This window comes from Ensifer sp. PDNC004, from assembly GCF_016919405.1.
Taxonomy (GTDB): Bacteria; Pseudomonadota; Alphaproteobacteria; order Rhizobiales; family Rhizobiaceae; genus Ensifer.
The window spans coordinates 2,309,726-2,326,574 of record NZ_CP070353.1; the positions used below are offsets into that span (position 1 = coordinate 2,309,726).

General features: G+C 63.3%; 15 protein-coding genes. 6 read left to right on the plus strand and 9 right to left on the minus strand.

The window, feature by feature from the left end; translation table 11 throughout:
- Nucleotides 1-3: 3 nt before the first annotated feature.
- The 3 genes from JVX98_RS19500 to JVX98_RS19510 all read left to right on the plus strand — a co-directional run bounded on the left by JVX98_RS19500 (nt 4) and on the right by JVX98_RS19510 (nt 3,875).
- The gene (locus JVX98_RS19500; protein ID WP_205237140.1) at nt 4-843 is read left to right on the plus strand and encodes an SDR family oxidoreductase; all 840 of its coding nucleotides are present in this window, start codon (nt 4-6) and stop codon (nt 841-843) included.
- A 97-nt stretch (nt 844-940) separates the two neighbouring features.
- Nucleotides 941-2,533: an LTA synthase family protein gene (locus tag JVX98_RS19505; RefSeq protein WP_205237141.1), complete on the plus strand. Its 1,593-nt coding sequence runs from the start codon at nt 941-943 to the stop codon at nt 2,531-2,533.
- Nucleotides 2,534-2,546: 13 nt separating this feature from the next.
- Nucleotides 2,547-3,875: a capsule biosynthesis protein gene (locus tag JVX98_RS19510; protein ID WP_205237142.1), complete on the plus strand. Its 1,329-nt coding sequence runs from the start codon at nt 2,547-2,549 to the stop codon at nt 3,873-3,875.
- 21 nt (nt 3,876-3,896) lie between these two features.
- Here JVX98_RS19510 and JVX98_RS19515 read toward each other — a convergent pair whose 3' ends face one another.
- Nucleotides 3,897-5,084 carry an MFS transporter gene (locus JVX98_RS19515; RefSeq protein WP_205237143.1) on the minus strand — a complete coding sequence of 396 codons (1,188 nt, stop codon included), beginning with the start codon at nt 5,082-5,084 and terminating at the stop codon, nt 3,897-3,899.
- Between the two features lie 48 nt (nt 5,085-5,132).
- Between JVX98_RS19515 and JVX98_RS19520 the strand changes: the two genes are divergently transcribed.
- A complete protein-coding gene (locus tag JVX98_RS19520) occupies nt 5,133-5,657 on the plus strand; it encodes an Lrp/AsnC family transcriptional regulator (protein ID WP_192447895.1) in 525 nt (174 codons plus the stop codon).
- Nucleotides 5,658-5,694: 37 nt separating this feature from the next.
- On the opposite strand, the gene JVX98_RS19525 is transcribed toward JVX98_RS19520, so the two are convergent.
- From JVX98_RS19525 to JVX98_RS19560, 8 genes are all read right to left on the minus strand, one after another.
- Complete coding sequence (locus tag JVX98_RS19525; RefSeq protein WP_192447896.1) at nt 5,695-6,705, minus strand: SIS domain-containing protein; 1,011 nt, start codon at nt 6,703-6,705, stop codon at nt 5,695-5,697.
- A 144-nt stretch (nt 6,706-6,849) separates the two neighbouring features.
- Nucleotides 6,850-7,302: an Rrf2 family transcriptional regulator gene (locus JVX98_RS19530; RefSeq protein ID WP_034797035.1), complete on the minus strand. Its 453-nt coding sequence runs from the start codon at nt 7,300-7,302 to the stop codon at nt 6,850-6,852.
- A 230-nt stretch (nt 7,303-7,532) separates the two neighbouring features.
- Entirely contained in the window at nt 7,533-7,745 is a 213-nt protein-coding gene (locus tag JVX98_RS19535; protein WP_034797039.1) for a hypothetical protein, read from the minus strand.
- A gap of 513 nt (nt 7,746-8,258) precedes the next feature.
- Complete coding sequence (gene secD / locus JVX98_RS19540) at nt 8,259-10,799, minus strand: protein translocase subunit SecD (RefSeq protein ID WP_205237144.1); 2,541 nt, start codon at nt 10,797-10,799, stop codon at nt 8,259-8,261.
- A gap of 110 nt (nt 10,800-10,909) precedes the next feature.
- Nucleotides 10,910-11,317, minus strand: coding sequence for a hypothetical protein (locus JVX98_RS32370; RefSeq protein WP_246764908.1), 408 nt, complete (start codon nt 11,315-11,317; stop codon nt 10,910-10,912).
- 165 nt (nt 11,318-11,482) lie between these two features.
- Entirely contained in the window at nt 11,483-13,090 is a 1,608-nt protein-coding gene (locus tag JVX98_RS19550) for a 5-guanidino-2-oxopentanoate decarboxylase (RefSeq protein WP_205237145.1), read from the minus strand.
- The gene (locus tag JVX98_RS19555; protein ID WP_205237146.1) at nt 13,087-14,277 is read right to left on the minus strand and encodes a pyridoxal phosphate-dependent aminotransferase; all 1,191 of its coding nucleotides are present in this window, start codon (nt 14,275-14,277) and stop codon (nt 13,087-13,089) included. Before JVX98_RS19555 ends, JVX98_RS19550 begins: the two co-directional genes overlap by 4 nt.
- Before the next feature lie 17 nt (nt 14,278-14,294).
- Nucleotides 14,295-14,918: a TetR/AcrR family transcriptional regulator gene (locus JVX98_RS19560; protein ID WP_043613143.1), complete on the minus strand. Its 624-nt coding sequence runs from the start codon at nt 14,916-14,918 to the stop codon at nt 14,295-14,297.
- A 285-nt stretch (nt 14,919-15,203) separates the two neighbouring features.
- Here JVX98_RS19560 and JVX98_RS19565 point away from each other — a divergent pair, with 285 nt between their 5' ends.
- Both JVX98_RS19565 and JVX98_RS19570 read left to right on the plus strand, forming a co-directional pair.
- Nucleotides 15,204-15,977, plus strand: coding sequence for an ABC transporter ATP-binding protein (locus JVX98_RS19565; protein WP_043613145.1), 774 nt, complete (start codon nt 15,204-15,206; stop codon nt 15,975-15,977).
- A gap of 36 nt (nt 15,978-16,013) precedes the next feature.
- Complete coding sequence (locus JVX98_RS19570) at nt 16,014-16,796, plus strand: transporter substrate-binding domain-containing protein (RefSeq protein ID WP_034797062.1); 783 nt, start codon at nt 16,014-16,016, stop codon at nt 16,794-16,796.
- The last annotated feature ends 53 nt before the right edge of the window (nt 16,797-16,849 follow it).

Consider the following 16,849-nt stretch of genomic DNA (forward strand, 5'->3'; position numbering starts at 1 on the left):
TGCATGACGCATGTGATCATTACCGGTGGCTCGAGCGGTATCGGATTTGCGGTCGCATCGATCTACGCGGCGCGCGGGGCGCGCCTCTCGTTGATTGCCCGCTCCCGTGGCCTCCTGGAAGACGCCCAAGCGAAAGTTGTCGCATCCAGCAGGGCGAACGCCGACAGCATCCGGATCGAGGTCGCCGACGTCGCGGTGGAGAGCGATGTCGAGGCGGCGATCCGGCGGTGCGAACAGGCTTTCGGCCCCTGCGACATCCTGGTGGCATCGGCCGGCATCGTCGAACCCGGCCGGTTCGAGGAACTCGACAGCGCCTCGTTCCGGCAGCAGATGGACACCAATTTCTCCGGCACGGTGCATGCGGTCCGCGCTGTCTACGACAGCATGAAGCGGCGCCGGCGCGGCCGGATCATGATGATCTCGTCCGGCGCGGGGCTGCTCGGCATCTACGGCTATTCGGCCTACTGCGCCTCCAAGTTCGCCGTGCACGGCTTTGCCCAGGCGCTGCGTTCGGAAGCCCGCCCGCACGGCGTCAGCGTCTCCGTCTGCTTTCCGCCGGATACGGAAACGCCGCAGTTTCAGCGCGAACTCGCGGCCCGACCGCCGGAAGCCGCCACGATCATGGGCACGGTCCGGCCCTGGCCAGTTGAAGCGGTGGCCAGGCGGATCGTCAAGGGAACCGATCGCGGCCGGTTCGAAGTCTATTTCGGCACGACATTGTTTCTGCTTGGACGCTTCGCTCCCGCCGTTCGTCCCCTGCTCAACTGGTGGTTCGACCGGGCGATTGTGCGGTGCGGCAACACGGCGACGCATAATCGTGGAGTGTCCGAGCACCGGACCTGACGGTGCTTGTACCTAGCATCGATAAGATCTAAGTGTCGGGCGGACGCTGTGCCGCATAAAGCGGCATCGGCCGGCATGAAGACATGAAGGTTTCCGCTTGGCGTTGCTTCCCTTTCAGCTGCACGACTACCCGATAACACTGACGCTTAGTTGTTATCTGCTGTCGTGCGCGGTGATCTTCTTCACCGACCGCTTCGCCCTGCCGAAGCGGGAGCGGCGCGCCAATCCTTCGCCTTTCGGACGCACGCAGGACGTGATCGACGTGCTTGCCCGCCTGCCTGTCATCGCTCTGGTCTTTGCCGGTTTCTTCGCCGGATCCTGGCGTCCGCTCTATGCGGCGGCCGGCACGATGAGCTTCTTCATCATCTTCACCGGCATTTCCCGCGCCAAGTTCAAGTTCATCCGTGAACCGCTGATCTTTTCCGACATCGCGCTGGTCGTCGACGTGTTCAAGTACAAGACGATCTTCTATGCGAGCTCGCTGAACGTCGTCTTCTGGACCGTCGCCTTCCTCTACGTCTTTGGCGTTTCCGGCCTCTACATGTATTTCGAGCCGGCCATTCTGCCGGACCGGGGCAAGGCCTTCTGGATCCTGGTGATGCTCGGCATCGCCTATGGTCCCTGGCTTCTGCTCTTCTACGGCCCGGTGAACCGCCCGACGGCCGCGCTGGTACAGCGGCTGCTCAAGGTCCTCGACGTCAAGATGAACACGGTGCGCTTCGGTACCTTCGGCTCGGTCGTCTTCCGTTTCATCATTTGGCTCGGTGTGCGTCGCGAAAAGATCGTCGCGGATCTCTCCAAGATCGTCCGGGCCGCCGTGCAGGATCTGATCGGTGACGACGGCTCGCCGCTGATCGTCGTCTGGCAATCGGAATCCTTCATCGACATGCGGCACTTCGGCGTCGACACGCTGAAACTGCCGACGCTCGACCGGCTGCGGCGCGAGGCGGTGCAGTGGGGCCGGCTCAGCAGCGTGTTCGAAGGCGGCTATACGCTACGCACCGAATTCGCCGTGATCAGCGGCCTGGTGCCCGACGATATTCATGTCGACGCCAGCTATCCCTATCTGCGCGCGTCGCACTATGCCGACGTCGTCTGGCCCGGAAAGATGAAGCGTGCCGGCTGGAATACCCACTTCATCCATCCCTATGACCGGACCTTCTTCCTCAGGCACAAGGCGATGCCGCAGCTCGGCTTCTCCAAGCTGACGATGCTCGACGGTTTCGACCATCGCCCAGAGCGAGACGGACCCTACGTCTCCGACGAGAAGCTCGCGGCGAAGGTGATCGACGCAAGCGAGAAGCTGCCCGAAGACGAAAGCGGCTTCATCTTCGTCGCATCCATGGCCAATCACGGCCCATGGGAGCCGGGCCGCGTCGGAGACCTCACCAATCCCGTCGACATCTATCTGGCCATCCTCGAGCAGTCCGATGCGGCGCTCAACACATTGAGCGAACACCTCGACAAGCTCGACCGTCCAGTCTGGCTCGTCTTTTACGGCGACCATGCGCCGCTGCTCAAATCCTTCGCCGATCCCTTCCCGGATCCGCGCACCGACTATCTGATCGTGCCGCTCGCCAAGGCAAAGCGGTCGTCCCACAAGCCGGCCGAACCGAGCAGCGTCGAGGCCTGGAACCTGATCGAGGCGCTTCTCAACCACGCGAACCTGAGAAAGGATACGCTGCGCTAGCGGCGGTCTGCGGATGGAGAACGCTTCGACGACATCGGCCGGTGGGGCCGCACGGCCGAGACAGCGGGTCTTCCTGTTCCTGCAGGGCCCCTCCTCGCCGATCTTCCGCAAGATCGCTGACCGGCTCGAAGCCCTTGGCCACCGCTGTCTCAGGATCAACCTGAACGTCGGCGACCAGATCTTCTGGCGCCGCAAGGGCGGCTTCAACTATCGCGGCACGGCGGCCGCCTGGCCCGGCTATCTCGAGGCATTCATCGCGGCCCACGGCGTTACGGATATGCTGTTTCTCGGCGAAGAGCGGCCCTACCACAGGGCGGCCAATGCCGTCGCCCATCGCACCGGCGTCAGTGTCGCCATTATCGAGATGGGCTATCTGCGGCCGGACTGGCTGACGCTCGAGCGCAACGGCATGTCGTCGAACTCCCATTTTCCTGTCGATGCCGGGCAGATCCTTTCGGCTGCGTCCAACTTGCCGGAGCCGGACTGGCGCAAGCGCTACAGCCAGACGTTCCTCGCCGATGCGAGCTACGATCTGCTCTACAATCTGCCGAACGTCTTTTTCTGGTTCCTGTTTCCACACTACCGCCGTCACGGGATTTTCCATCCGCTCGCCGAATATGCCGGCTGGGTGCGCCGGCTGCTATCCGAAAAACGGCGCAGCGCGGAAGCGGTGGCGACCGTTGCGAAGCTCCTTTCGGACGATGCCCCCTACTTCGTCTATCCGCTTCAGCTCGAAACCGACTTTCAGCTCAGGGCGCATTCGCCCTTCCACAGCCAGAAGGATGCAATCGCTGACGTCCTGACCTCGTTCGGCGCCTTTGCCGCGCCGAATGCACGCCTGGTCTTCAAGGTGCATCCGCTCGACAACGACCTGATCCCGTGGCGCAGCTTCATCGAGCAGCGAGCAGCGGCGCTTGGCTTGAGCGGGCGCGTCTTCTACCTGGACGGCGGAAATCTCGATACGCTTGGCGAGGCGAGCGCCGGCATGGTCACGGTGAATTCGACGGCCGGATTGCACGCCCTGAAGCAGGGGCGGCCGGTCAAGGTGCTCGGCACTGCCGTCTTCGATATTGCCGGTCTGACCGACCAGCAGCCACTCGACGGTTTCTGGCAGGCGCCCCAGGCGCCGGAGCCTGGGCTCAGTGTCGCCATGTTCCGCCTGCTTGCGGCGTCGATCCAGGTGCGCGGCAACCTCTATTCCCGTGCTGGAACCGATGCCGGTGCGGAAGCGATTGCCCGGCGGCTGCACGAAGACAGCCTCAACGAGCCTGGGGCCTTTGTTAACCCCGCACCGCGCCAAAAGCCAGCGAAACGCGCGCCTTCCGCTTCCCGCCAAGGGTAGCCGTTTTCACATCGCGGGGACCTAGCGCGGCGCGAGCGCTGCGGCGATAGCGGCGACCAGCATCAGCCCGGCCGCGGCCAAGGGCAGCGCGGAAAAACCAGCCCCGCCATAAACCACGCCGAAACCAAGCGTTCCCAAAAAGAGCGACAGATAGGTGACGCCGCTGTTCAGTCCCATGATCGCGCCACGCCTTGTGGGATCGAGCCCCGTCAGCCTCATGATCAGCACGTTGAGGCCGAAATGGTTGGCAAGGCCCCAGAAAAAGACGACGACCAGCATGGCCGTGTAGGAGCCGCTTGCGGTAGCCATCGCCGCATAGACGCCGGCGACGACCAAGAAGATCACGGGTAGCAACCTGCCGGCACCGAAGCGATCGATCAGGCGGTCGAGCAGTGCCGCCGCACCGAAGCCGAAGCCGTAGGAAACGGCCACGAGGCCATTGGCGCTGAGGGGCAATCCGAGCGCCGCATGCAGGTGTTCGCCGATATAGGCATAAACGCCGTAGAAGGCGGCCATGAAAGCGGCACAGGCGATCAGCAGCGGCCCGGCGCCACGCACGCCAAGCGCAGCAAGCGGCGACGTCGTGTTGCCGGCCAGACCTTCCCGCACTGGCGCGAGCCTGACGGCAGCGCAGGCAACCAGCGTGGCCGCGGCAACGACGAAGTAAACGGCGCGCCATCCCCCGAAGTCGGCGATCGCTGCCGATAGCGGCACGCCGGCCACCATGCTGAGCGTCCAGCCGGTCAATACCAGGCCGATCGTCTCGCTCTCCCGTCCGGCCGGCGCGATGACCGAGGCCAGCGTGTAGATCGACGGAAGCGCAATGCCGGTGGCGACGCCGACAACGAGTTGGGCGGCGACCAGGAAGGCCAGCATGGGCGCGAGCGCACTGCCGGCAAGCCCGGCGGCCAGAAGCAACAGCGCGGCAGCCAGAATGCGATGAGGGCCGTACCGGTCGATGAAGCGGCCGAGGAAGATGGCGCTGGCGGCCGTGCCCAGTCCGAAAGCGGCCGAAGCGACCATCACGGAGGGAACATCCGCGCCGAGGCTCCGCGCCACCTCCGGCGCGATTGGTCCGAGCGCCAGCGAGTTGGAGCCGATGACGCCGACGCACACGGTCAGGACATAGGCGAAGGGCGGGATGCGCGCCCTGTCGATCGAGGCCCTGTCGATTGGATTTGGCGAAACTTGTTGATCGATGTTCGTCATTCCTTCATTTTTGCAGAATGAAATTCAGCAACAAGAGGAATTCCGGGTATGGACCAAAATACAGATGACATTCGGCGGAAGCGTCCGCCGGAACGCGACCTCGACGCCATGGACCGAAAACTATTAGGCGTCCTCGTCGAGGACGCGACCACGAGTTATGCCGAGCTTGGCGAACGCGTCGGGCTTTCGCCGCCGGCGGCGCATGAACGGGTGAAACGGCTCCGGCGTTCGGGCGCAATCCGCCGCGTGTCGGCGCTCATCGATCCGGACGCGGTCGGAAAGACGCTGCTTGCCTTCGTCCATGTCGACACGACCGGCTGGGGCAAGACGCAGGCACTGCTGGCGATCGAGGAATGCCCTGAGGTGGAGGAGATCCACTCGGTCGCCGGCGACACCTGCATGTTGCTCAAGGTGCGCACCGAAAGCACGCATGCGCTGGAAGGGCTATTGGCGCGGCTCTACGACACGCCAGGCGTCAAGGCGACGCGCAGCTATGTGGTGCTTTCGACCTATCTGGAACGGCCGGTGCAGCCGGGCACGACGAGCGACTGGCCCGCCGTGGTGAAGGGTTAGACCGCCTTCGCCAGGCGACGGTCCGGCCCTGCCGGTCTCAGACGACGCCGGCGCGCAGCAGGTCGTGAATATGCAGGATGCTGACGGGCGCGCCGCCATCGTCGACGACGAACAGCACGGTCACCTTGTGCTGCTGCATGAATTCCATGGCGCCGCTTGCGAGAACGTCGCCGCGGATCACGCGCGGATTGCGCGACATCACCGCTTCGACCGGCTGCAGCAGCAGGTCGCCGGACATGTGACGACGCAGGTCCCCGTCGGTGATCACGCCAGCCAGCTTGCCGCCATCGTCGACGATGCCGACGACACCGAAACCCTTCGACGACATCTCGATCAGCGCCTCGCTCATCGGGCGGCCGACGCTGAGAAGCGGCATCTGGGCGCCGTCATGCGCCAGTTCGCGCACCAGCCGCAGCTGCGCACCGAGCTTGCCGCCCGGATGGAAGGTCTTGAAGTCTTCGGCCGAAAAGCCGCGCCGCTCGAGGAGCGCGATCGCGAGCGCGTCGCCGATGGCAAGCTGCAGCATGGCCGACGTCGTCGGCGCGAGGCCGTGCGGACAGGCTTCCTGGACCTTCGGCAGCACGATCGGCACTTCGGAGTTGCGGGCAAGCACGCTGTCGCGGTTGGCGCAGATCGAGACGATCGGCACGTTGAAGCGCTTGGCGTAGGTGAGCATGTTGGCAAGCTCGGCGGTCTCGCCCGACCAGGAAAGCAGAATGAGTACGTCCTGCGAGGTGACCATGCCGAGGTCGCCGTGGCTCGCTTCGGTCGGGTGCACGAAATAAGCGGATGTTCCGGTCGATGCCAGCGTGGCTGCGATCTTGCGGCCGATGTGGCCGCTCTTGCCGACGCCGGAGACGACGACGCGCCCCTTGCTTTCGCCGATCAATTCGACAGCTTCAACGACGCTGCGGGCAAAGATCTCGTCGGCGCCGAATTGATCCGCAAGCGCCTTGATGCCGGCCATCGCGGTCGTCAGCGTCCGGCCGATCGATTCCAAAGCCGCATTTGCGGTGCGATCATCCGCCGATGCATGTCTCAAACCCATGATGACCCCAATTCTGCGAAGACTTAAGCAACAGGCATGAAATTGCCCGCCAGACCATTGACGGCAGATAAGCGCTTTTTCTTGGCAAACCAAGTCTTGGAAGCAGAGTTCGGGGGAAAACTGGCGTGATCCGTGGCGTTTTCGTCAGCCGGCGCGCTTTTCTTCCATTTCGAGCGGCATCGACTTGTCGGCCGCGAATTCTTCGAGCGTCATCGAATCGAGGATCGCGGCAACGGCATCGCGCACCGTCGTCATCGACACCCGCACCTGACAGGTCTCGGGATCGTTGCAGTCTTCGCACACCTCATAGGCCGTGCGGCTTGCGCAGCGGATCGGCGCTAGCGGCCCATCGAGCGTACGGATGACGTGACCGATGCGGATTTCGGATGCCGGGCGCGACAGCGAATAACCGCCGCCGGGGCCCTTCTTCGAGCGCAGCATGCCGGCGTTGCGCAGTTCGAGCAGGATGGTGTCCAGGAATTTCTTCGGGATATTGTTGCGCTGCGCGATCTCGGTAATGAAGGCGGTCTCCCCCGGCTCCAGCCGTGCAAGATCGACCAAGGCCTTCAGTCCGTACTTTCCCTTCTTCGTCAGCATTCCGGCACGCTTTCCCTGCGGCGGCACCCCAGAAAACGGGAATCATCCGCGCAAATGCAAATATATATATTGGCATAGCACAAGAAACGTACTGCCAACATATAATTATAGTGGGGAATTGACCGATGTCGCGGGCAATTGCGTGCGGCCGATGCGGCAAGATTTGCGAAGGTCTTCGCGGCGGAGGCGGGAGAAAAGCCGAAACCGGCTTTTCTCATCCAAGTGCGGCTTCAGGCAGCGGCGCTGTGGTTCTGACGCTTCGCCTGGACGGCCTGGTGGGCCAACAGCTGCCGGATTGCGGCGCGCGCTTCATCGGCCGAGCCGAAGCGCTTCGCGTCCAGGTCCCAGACGTGATACTTCACCGCCAGGAACTTGAAGCGATCTTCATCCGGGACAACAACGCCGACGGCTTCGCCGCCAAATTCGATAACCTGCTTGCTCATACAAATAACGCTCCATCCACGCTGTCGGCGCGGAAACTTTCAATTTCGGCAAAAGATAAAGTTCGAGGGGTTCGAAGGTCACATTCGGCAAAGATTGCGAATGAGCCATTTTTTCTCTGTTGCGCGACAAAGGAGACGCGTGCCGAAGAAGGCGGCGGTCGAGACGGTTTCGGACATGTCACACTCCTTTGGCTGGCCCGGCATCAGCAATGCCGGAGCGTTCGATGAACAACCGTGAGGCGGACTCCCGCGTTCACGTAGTGGCAAACTAGAATAATCTACCAATTCCGTCAATTAAAAAGATGAATACGCAGAAAAAATTTCTTCACCCTTTAAATTCAAGGGGCGATGCACGCAAAATCCATCCACCCGTTCCGGAGCCGGAGACCTACGCTATTTAGGAAGCAAAGAATCAGTCTGCAAGGCACGGGTGGATAAAGACAGCACATTCGGACAAAAAAGGGGCGGCCGTTGCGGCCGCCCCTTCACGTTTTATATCCTGAGAGACGGCGATCAGGCCGCCGGCGTTCCCGCCTGCGGCGTGGTCGTGCCGCTGCGGGACGCTTCGCGATCCTTCCACCAACGATTGAGGAAGAGCAGGATCGGACCGCCGATGTAGATCGACGAGGTCGTTGCCACGATCACGCCGAAGATCATCGGCCAGGCGAAGCTCTTGACGGCATCGCCGCCCCAGATCGCCATCGGCACCAGCGAGAAGGCCGTCGCCATCGAGGTGAAGATGCATCGCGCGATCACTTGGTTGATACTCATGTCGATGAGATCCGAGAACGGCATCGACTTGTACTTCCTGAGGTTCTCGCGCATGCGGTCATAGACCACCACCTTGTCGTTGACCGAGTAGCCGATCATCGTCAGCAACGCGGCGATAGCCGTCAGGTTGAAGTCGATGCCTGTCAGCGCGAAGAAGCCGATCGTCTTGGTGATGTCGAGCAAGAGGACCGCGATCGCGCCGACAGCGAAGTGCCATTCGAAGCGGAACCAGATGTAGAGCAGGATCGCCACCATCGCGAGACCGACAGCGAGGAAGCCCGAACGGGCAAGCTCGGTGCTGACGGTCGGGCCGACGACCTCAGTACGCTCGAATGCCGCATCCGGGATCGTCTGGACGACGGCATCCTTGATGCGGTTGAGCGCTACGGTCTGCTCCTGCTCGCCGCCCGGCTGGCGCTGGACGCGGATCAGGACCGATTTGTCCTGGCCGAATTCCTGCAGCGCCACTTCGCCGATGTTGAGCGCTTCGAGATTGTGGCGAAGCGTCGGAAGGTCGAGCGTATTCTTCGAGGTAGTCTCGACCTGGATACCGCCGACGAAGTCGATGCCGTAGTTGAGGCCCGGCGTGAAGAACAGCACGACGGAGCTGACCGACAGGAAGGCGGACATGCCGATGGCGACGAAGCGGCCCTTCATGAAGGAGAAGGACGGAAGCTTCGGAACCTTGCCGAACAGCGACGGGATCTCGAGCTTCTTCATCTTCCGGCGAACGACGACCTCGCGCATCATCAGGCGCACGACGGTGATCGAGGTGAACATCGAGATGATAATGCCGAGCATCATCGTGACGGCGAAGCCCTTGACCGGGCCGGAGCCGAAGGCGAAGAGCAGCACGGTGCCCGAAAGCGTCGTGACGTTACTATCGATGATGGTTGCGTAGGCCTTGTTGAAGCCGATATCGAGCGCCTTCATCGCGCCTGCGCCGCCTTCCGTCTCTTCACGGATACGCGCATTGATCAGGATGTTGGCGTCCACGGCCATCCCGATGCCGAGAATGATACCGGCGATACCGGGCAAGGTCAGCGTCGAGCCTAGCATCGCCAGAAGCGCGATCGTCAGGATCGTGTGCAGCACCAGACCGACATTGGCGATCATGCCCCATGCGCCGTAGAGCACGACCATAAGGGCGACGACGAGGGCAAAGCCGGCAAGACCGGTGTAGATGCCCATGCGGATCGAATCCGAGCCGAGGTTCGGACCAACCGAGCGTTCTTCAATGACGGTCAGCGGCGCCGGCAGGGCGCCCGAGCGCAGCAGCGCCGAGAGAACGGTTGCTTCCTTCGAGGTGAAGTTGCCGCTGATCTGCCCCTGACCGCCAATGATCGGTTCGCGGATGACCGGTGCGGTCAGAACCTTGCCGTCGAGAACGATGGCGAAGGGCCGGCCGACTGCGGCCTGAGTGATTTCCGCAAACTGGCGCGCGCCAAGCGCGTCGAAGGTGAAGGAAACGATCGGTTCGTTGGTGCGCTGGTCGAAGCCGGCCTTGGCATCGGCCAGCCGTTCGCCGGAGATCGCGACGCGGCTTTCGACCGCATATTTGTTGGTGTCGTGGGCGCCCGGCAGAATGTCGACGCCGCGCGGCGGCGGCTGGTTTGGATCCACCGTCTGGTCGACCATGTGGAAGCTCATCTGCGCGGTCGAGCCGAGAAGCTGACGCAGAGCCGTCGGATCTTCGAGACCGGGAAGCTGGACGAGAATACGGTCGGAGCCGACGCGCTGGATCAAAGGTTCGGCAACGCCGACGGTATCGACGCGCTGGCGGATGATTTCCAGACTCTGCTCGACCGCCTTGGTCGTGCGGTCGGCAAGGCCGGCTTCGGTCATTGCCAGGGTGATGGTGTCACTATCCTCGGTCACGTCGATATCGGACGCCGAGCTGCCGAAGCCGAGCGTGCCGACGGGGGCAGCGAGTTCCTTCAGCTTCGGCAGAACTTTTTCGCGGTCGGCCGGATCTTCGATCTTCACGGTAACGGTATCACCGGCAATACGTGCCGAAGAGGCCGAAATGCGCTCGGTGCGGAGCGCCCGGCGCGTATCGTCAAGCAGCGTTTCGAGACGAGCTTTGCGAAGGCCGGCGGCATCGACTTCGAGCACGAGGTGCGAGCCGCCCTTGAGGTCGAGGCCGAGGGTCACCGGCTTGACCGGCAGCCAGCCTGCAAATTGTTCACGTTGTGCCGGCGTCAGCACGTTCGGAAGCGCCGCGATACATCCGAAGATGATCACGACGACATAGACGAGAATCGCCCATTTCGATGTACGCATGTTGTGGTTCCAGAAGAGCCTGCGCGGGCACGGGGCGCGTCGTCAGGGCATTGTTTCATAAAAGGCAGCTGCAGCCGAAGCTGCCAGCCTGCCAAAATCCGTGTGATGGATCAGACGCGCGGAGGTGCGCGAATGTGGGGGCCATGGTTCGCGGCCCCGCCGAGATACGCGGCGGTCTCTCGGAACACCCGCCCATCCGAAGAGCGGGGAAATTCAAATTGGAGCGATGCCGGCAGGAGCGCCGGCAAGCCGTCATCGGCTGCGGACTTGGCGTCCTTGCGCTCCGCCGTAAATCGAAGGTCAGAAAGCGGTGTCGCCCGCGAGAGCTGCCGGGCGGCGGGACGATCGGTCGAACCGGTGTCGGTGACGTTTCCGGCCTGGGCGCCGGATGCCGAACGGGACGGGATGCTCTGTCCGACCGAGATGACCTGCATTGCGAAGGAGGCGCAAAACAGCCACAGCACGGCGAGAAGCCGGCCGGCCTGCATGTTCTTGCTGCCACCACCCATGCGGTCCATCGAGGACGCGGTCCCTTTCCCTGGCGGTCGAACACCAGCGAGACGAAAATTGAGCCCGAATGCCCGACCTTACCTAGAGAACATGGCCGGAATCGAGCATGGGCGCCTTTAACACCATTCCGGGCCGGAAAAGTCAAATCCGGCCCACTTCGTCGTTGTCGTTGTTCAGGCCGTAAGGCCGCTCGTTCGCCGCTCGTGGATCTCGACGAGCGACGGTCCCTTCCGCTGCGCCGCCTCGGCGAGCGCGTGGGACAAATCACTCGCGGAAGCAAGCCGCCGTCCCTCGACGCCATAGGCCTTCGCCGCCATCAGGAAGTCCGGCGCCGAAGGCTTGACGCCCTCCGGCGTGACGCCGGCATCGACCATGTAGCTTTCGATTTCCTGGTAACCGTCATTGTTCCAGACGAGGAAGATGACCTGCGCCTGCGCATCGACGGCCGAGCCGATTTCGGCCAGCGAAAACTGGAAGCCGCCGTCGCCGACGAGGCAGACGACCGGCCGCGACGGATCGGCAACGGCCGCACCAACGGCTGCCGGCGGCGCGTAACCCAGGGATCCGTAACCGGTCGCCGAATTGAACCAGCTTCGCTGTCGCGGTGCATCGCAATAGAGATTGCCGGCATAGACGGCCTGGGTCGAGTCGCCGACGACAGTGCAATCCGGCAGGACCTTGTAGATGGTGTCGATGATGCCGATCTCGGCCCGCATCTTCGGCGTCAGTTCCTTCAGCGCCGCCCGTCGCGCGGTCTCGGCCCGTCCCGCGCCATCCTTGGCGGCATGGCCCGGCAGGAAGGCGAGGATGCCCGCCGTCGCCGCCTTGGCGCCGGAGAGAATGGAGAGTGCTGCATGCGGCCCGCGCGCGAGCTGCGCCGCATCGATGTCGGTGCGGATCAGGTTGCGCAGGGCCGGAAAGCCGCCATCGGCATACATGTCGTAGTCGGTCTGGCCCATTTCGGTACCGAGCGCCAGCACCAGGTCGGCCTCCTTCAGCAGCGACCGCACCGCCTTCAGGCTCGGGCTGGCTGGAACCCTCAAGGGACTGCCCGAGAACATGCCACGGGCATTGACGGTGGTGACGACCGGCGCGCCGATCTTTTCGGCAAGCTCGGCCACTTCCGCCTCCGCCGTCAGCGCGCCACCGCCGCAGATGATGACCGGGCGCGAGGCGTCGGCGCAAAGGATCGCCGCACGCTGCAGCGTCTCGCTGTCGGAGCGCGGTCGGGTGGCCGTTGCGGGGCGCACCGCCTGCGGCGCGATCTTCGCCGACATCACGTCGGTCGGGATCTCGATATGCACCGGTCCCGGCCGGCCGGAGACGAGCACCGAGAAGGCGCGATCGACGACGAAAGGTAGGTCTTCCGGATTGAGGAGCGTGTGCGAATAGAGCGCCAGCGTTTTCATCATGCCGTGCTGGTCGGGCAGTTCGTGCAGCAAGCCGCGGCCATGGCCGAGTGAATCGCGGCGATTGACGCCTGAGATCACCAGCATCGGGATGGAATCCTGCCGCGCCTGCGCCATCGCGGTGATGGTGTTCGTCAGCCCCGGCCCGGTGATGACGAGGGCGACGCCCGGCTTGCCGCTGACGCGGGCATAGCCGTCGGCCATGAAGCCGGCGCCCTGTTCATGCCGCGGCGTCACGTGGCGGATCTTCGATGCCGCAAGGCCCCGATAGAGCTCGACCGTGTGCACGCCGGGAATGCCGAACACCACCTCGACGCCGTTGGCCTCGAGCAGATCGACCAGGACTTCTCCAACCGTTTTTTCCGTGGTCATGCGCGGCGCTCCTTGCGCTGGCTGGCTCGCTCGGCAAGGGCGGTGATGCGGCGGCAGGCCTCGTCGATGGCGGCATCGGGCACGGTCAGGCTGACGCGCAGATAGTTCTGTGCTTCGTCGCCAAAGGACGATCCGGGCATGACGGCAACCCCCTCCTCTTCAAGCAGCGCCCAGGCAAACGCATCGCCGTCGAGACCGGTTCCCGAAACATCGATCAAGATGAACATGCCGGCCTCAGGCGCGAACACCTCTATACCGGGTGCCTTGGCAAGGCCGGCGACGATCTGCGCTGCCCGCGACTTGTAGGACAGGCGCATCTGCCGTGCGGTGTCGATGTCATGGGTCAGGGCATAGGCGGTCATGTCGGCGATGAAGGGCTGCGTGCCGAAAAGCATGGTTTCGGAAACCGGCAGCAACCGCTCGGTGAACTCGACCGGGCCGACCGCCCAGCCGCTGCGAAAGCCCGGCGCGGCATGCGACTTCGAGATCGAGGAGACGACGATCGTGCGTTCGGCGAGATCCGGATTGTCGAAGGGCGAGGCAAAGACGGCGTCGAACACCAGCTCCTCATAGACCTCGTCGCAGACGATCCAGAGATCGTGTCGACGTGCGACTTCGCCGATCGCGGCAATTTCTTCCGCCGTCAGCACGGCGCCGGTCGGATTGTGCGGCGTATTCAGCAGCAGCACCCGGCTCTCCGGAGTGATCGCCTTTTCGAGATCTTCGGCTTGCATGTGGAAGCCGAATTCAGGCTTCAGCGGCACCAGCACCGGGTGGGCGCCGGTCGAGCGGATCACGCCTTCATAGGTCGCATAGAGCGGATCGCCGACGAGCACGGCATCGCCGGCCTCCGCCAACCCGAGAATCACGGCGAAAAGCGCCGTCTGCGTGCCGGGAAAGCAGAGCACGTTCTCGTTCGTCACATCGGCACGGCGGCGACGGTATTTCTCCGCGACGGCCGCCACGACCGTCGGCTCCCCGCGGCCGTTGGAGTAACGATAGCGCCCGGCATTCATCGCCCGCTGGCATTCGTCGAGCAGCGCGCGGTCCGGCGGAAGATCCGGTTCGCCGATCGTCAACTCGATGATGTCGGCACCGGCAGCCTTCAACTGGCGGGCACGGATATGCAGCGACCATTTGCCCGAACCAAGATCGGCAAGACGTTCGGTGATGGACGCGTAGCGCATGGTGCTTTCTCCCGTTTTCATTGTTTTGCAGTTCCGATCTTCGTGCCGAGCAACGCTTCGACCGAAGACATGGCGATGGCGACGAGTTCGCCTTCGCGAAAGAGATCGCCGGCAAGGCAGCCCTCGACCCAGAGGCCGTCGACCAATCCGTTGATGGCGATGGCGAAAGCCCGGCAGGTTTCGGCATCGGCCGGCTTGCCCTTGGCCGCAAGGAAATCGGCAAGCAGTTCCTGCAGCGAATTGCGGAATGCGAGATATCCTTCGCGATGGATCTCCGACAGCACCGGATCGACCCGGACCTGGCTGATGAAGGCCGCCCAGAGGGAGATGCTGCGGCTGTCGGCCACCGGCTCGGTGAGGTTGATGGCGATGAAATCCCTGAGCCGGGTTTCCGGGTCGCCCTCGACCTTGCTCGCCTTTTCAGTGAGCGAGGCGATGACGGCGCGATAGGCCTCGGCGACCATCTGGTCCTTCGATTCGAAGTAGTGGCGCACCAGCCCGGCGGTCACCCCGGCACGGATCGCGATCTGCCTGACGGTCGCGCCTTTCAGCCCGAATTCCGAGATGCAGTCGAGCGTCGCTTCGATCAATTCCTGGCGGCGTTCGCCTTCCGGCGCACGGTGAAAACTGCGTCTGTTCATGCGGCACTCTGCTCTCGAACCGGCGCGAAACCCTGTTCAGGCGCGGTCAGCAAAGGCTTCGGCCAGAACGGCGGCATGGGCGGCTCCTTCGGGAAATCGAACGATCGGCGGGCGTCAAAAAATCGACGACGTCCATTATTATACGCTTGAACAATAGCGGCACAAGTGCAACCATGCCTGCCAACAAAAACCCGTGACAGGCCAAAGATGCCGCGCGGAAGACGACAGGGGAACTGTTTCGATGCTGACAGACAAAGCTCGCAGAGCCATGGGAGCGGCGCGCCGATGACGGATGCGGCCCAGGCAATCGCGGTCACTGACCTGCACAAGCGTTTCGGGCCATTGGAAGTGCTGAAGGGAGTTTCGCTCACGGCGAAGCAGGGCGACGTGATCGCCATCATCGGCGGCAGCGGCTCCGGCAAATCCACCTTCCTTCGCTGCATCAACCTCCTCGAACTCCCCTCCGCCGGCAGCGTCAGCGTGCATGGCGAAAAGATCCGGATGAAATCCGACGGCCGCGGCGGCCTGGTGCCTGAGGACCGCAAACAGGTCCAGCGCATCCGCAGCCAGCTCGGCATGGTATTCCAGAGCTTCAATCTCTGGCAGCACATGACCATCCTCGAAAACGTCATCGAAGCCCCGATCCATGTGCTCGGCAAACCGAAGGCCGAGGCGGTCGCCACCGCCGAAACCCTGCTGAAACGGGTCGGCCTCTACGAGAAACGCGACGCCTACCCGGCCTTCCTTTCCGGCGGCCAGCAGCAGCGCGCCGCGATCGCCCGGGCGCTTGCCATCCAGCCGCTCGTGATGCTCTTCGACGAGCCGACCTCGGCGCTCGATCCCGAACTCGTCGGCGAAGTTCTCTCTGTCATCGGTGACCTCGCGCGTGAAAAGCGCACGATGATCCTCGTCACCCACGAGATGAAGTTCGCGCGCGACGTCGCCAACCACATCGTCTTCCTCCACAACGGCGTGATCGAGGAGCAGGGCCCGCCGGAGGCCATCTTCGGCGCACCGAAATCGGAAAGGCTCAAGAAGTTCATCAGTTCCATTCACTGAATTCCTGAATGCTAAACAACCAAAAAGGGGAACAGCATGAAGAAGGCATTGAAAGTCCTGGCCGTTGCGGCGGCGATCGCCGTCAGCGGCGGCGTCGCGGCATCGGCGGAAGCGCTGAAGGTCGGCGTCGCAGCGGAACCCTATCCGCCGTTCACGGCACCTGACGCCAGCGGTAAGTGGGAAGGCTGGGAAGTCGAGTTCATGAACGCCATGTGCGCCGAGGCCAAGCTCGAATGCGTGCTGACGCCGGTCGCCTGGGACGGCATCATCCCGGCGCTGACCTCGAAGAAGATCGACATGATCATCAGTTCGATGTCGATCACCGACGAGCGCCTGAAGACGATCGATTTCTCCGACAAGTACTACAACACCCCGACCGGTATCATCGGCACCAAGGGCGTCGAGATGAACTCCTCGCCGGAAGGGCTGAAGGGCAAGACGCTCGGCGTCCAGGTCTCGACGGTTCACCAGGCCTATGCCGCCAAGCACTTCGCGCCGGCAGGCGTCGAGGTCAAGGAATACCAGACGCAGGACGAGGCCAACAACGACCTCGCCGCCGGCCGCCTCGATGCGGTGCAGGCGGATGCCATCGCACTCAAGGCGTTTCTGGCAACCGACCAGGGCAAGGAATGCTGCGAATACAAGGGTGACGTTGCCGAAGACGTCGCCGTGATCGGCCCCGGCGTCGGCGTCGGCCTGCGCAAGGGCGAAACCGAGCTCAAGGACAAGATCAACGCCGCCATCAAGGCGATCCGCGACAACGGCACCTACGATACGTTCTCGAAGAAGTACTTCGACTTCGACATCTACGGCGGATAAGGCGCGATCGGCCGGCGATCGAACCGTCGCAGCGCTGTCTTGTCCGAACGGAC